We start from the raw sequence: 1,864 nt of genomic DNA on the forward strand, positions 1-1,864 counted from the left end.
GTATTTGCACTGTGTGTGATGAGTGGCTGAATTATCAAAATTATGCATCATGGTATGAAGAAAACTTTTATTCAATAAAAGGAGAAAGGGTTCATCTAGACAAAGACATTCTTGTTAAAGACAATAAAATATACTCACCGGATACATGCATTTTTGTACCGCAGAGAATTAATATGATATTTATGACAAAATCCAGAAATACAGACTGTGATCTACCGACTGGAATTAGAAGAACTCCTCGTGGATTTAATGCGACCTATAATACAAAATATCTTGGTGTTTTTAGTAACTTGGAAGAAGCAGTCAAAATATATATTGAAAAAAGAATACATATTAAACAAGTTGCGGAAGAATACAGAGACAGAATACCAGATAAGGTCTATAATGCGTTGATTAATTGGTGAAGGCGTGATGCCAAAACAAACTTCTATATGAGAAAGGGGAATGAGATATGTCACAATACGAAGTACACGCTGGGGAATTAATGAAAGTAGATAAGCTAGATGCGACAACACCAGAAGAATGGTGTGAAGAATATTGTAAAGAAAATGGGATAGAGAGTCTAGATTATTACGATACATGGGAAGAATGTTTTAATAGTGAATTCTCAGGAGAATTTATAACACACAAGAATGATGTATACAGAATTCTCAGAGATACAAAATGTACGGGTAATGATATTTTTTATGCAAGTGAAGATTCACCTAAAAAGATTAATTATGTACTTAGTTATTACAATGGTGGTTGCGGATTTAGTGAAGCAATAACCGAAGCTTTGGACAATATGAAATAAGATTTTGGTACGACTTAAAAAAGAAAGGAATGAATAGTATGACACAAACACAAATTGAAGATGATGTTTATTTTCAACAGGCTGGATTGAATGTAAGTGGAGTTTATGTAAACGCTGAGTTTATTAATATTAAAGTGGATCGAGAGTTGAATGAAGAACAATTGAAAGAGTTGGGAATAAAGATATTGGATTTGTGTAAATCTTATGAACCAATTAATAATGTCATTACGGATTACAAACATAAATATATTCAAAACAGTGGTTGGGATATAGGGTACAAATAAATAAGAGTTTGCTACGACTTTTTAGGAAAGAAGGTGAGTCATGTTAAATAGTTATGCTGCTGGTGGCAAAGCAAATGTAAATAATTCAATTAAAATTAATGCTGTTAATGGGAATATCTTAAAGAATTATCAGAAAAGTTTTTTCAAAAGATTTAAACTAGATAGCAACTTAGCTACGCAATTATTTGATGAGGATCTTCCTCATTTGAGTAAATATACAATGGATTATTCTTATGATTATAGAGGGTATAATAAAGAAGAGAAACGACCTGTAACAATAATTCAGATGATGATGTGTGGAGAGTCTGAAGTGATAGCAGAGATTATGTGGAAAGATGATTTTGATGCTATGTTTGTATAATCATATAAATGTACAGCTCTATATTAATTAATGAAAGGAAGAAAACATGAGTGTAGATAAAAATGTATATACAATATTAGGTTATGATTTGCAGGAGCATAGAGATGTGATTTTATCAGATGAGTTTTACGATAGTGAAAGATATGATGAGTTAACATGTAATCAAGTTAAAGGAGAGATTCAATTATTCACCGATCCTATGAGTGGAGATCATTTGTTTTTGGGATATATAGTAGGAGCGATTACGTCAGATTACGGGGACAATGTGTATACATCTAACCCTTGGGACTGGGAAGAATTTAAGTGCAGGGTTGACGAGGTATTGTATGAAGTTTATCCTTATAGGGGAATTTGTATTCCACAATATATAACTTTTGCAGAATATAGATAAGCTAAAATATTCAATACAAATAATAAATTAAAATA

The 1,864-nt window shown here is 31.4% G+C and carries 4 protein-coding genes and 1 pseudogene; all 5 read left to right on the forward strand.

What is annotated here, in order from left to right:
- A pseudogene (locus ACW2QF_RS19965) lies at nucleotides 1-404 on the forward strand (hypothetical protein); the annotation flags it as partial.
- A 47-nt stretch (nucleotides 405-451) separates the two neighbouring features.
- Complete coding sequence (locus ACW2QF_RS19970) at nucleotides 452-793, forward strand: hypothetical protein (protein ID WP_455717770.1); 342 nt, start codon at nucleotides 452-454, stop codon at nucleotides 791-793.
- Nucleotides 794-831: 38 nt separating this feature from the next.
- Nucleotides 832-1,077, forward strand: coding sequence for a hypothetical protein (locus tag ACW2QF_RS19975; RefSeq protein WP_455717771.1), 246 nt, complete (start codon nucleotides 832-834; stop codon nucleotides 1,075-1,077).
- 40 nt (nucleotides 1,078-1,117) lie between these two features.
- Nucleotides 1,118-1,438 carry a hypothetical protein gene (locus tag ACW2QF_RS19980; RefSeq protein ID WP_455717772.1) on the forward strand — a complete coding sequence of 107 codons (321 nt, stop codon included), beginning with the start codon at nucleotides 1,118-1,120 and terminating at the stop codon, nucleotides 1,436-1,438.
- 46 nt (nucleotides 1,439-1,484) lie between these two features.
- The gene (locus ACW2QF_RS19985; RefSeq protein WP_455717773.1) at nucleotides 1,485-1,829 is read left to right on the forward strand and encodes a hypothetical protein; all 345 of its coding nucleotides are present in this window, start codon (nucleotides 1,485-1,487) and stop codon (nucleotides 1,827-1,829) included.
- Nucleotides 1,830-1,864 lie beyond the last annotated feature (35 nt).

Source organism: Anaerosporobacter sp., assembly GCF_965301125.1.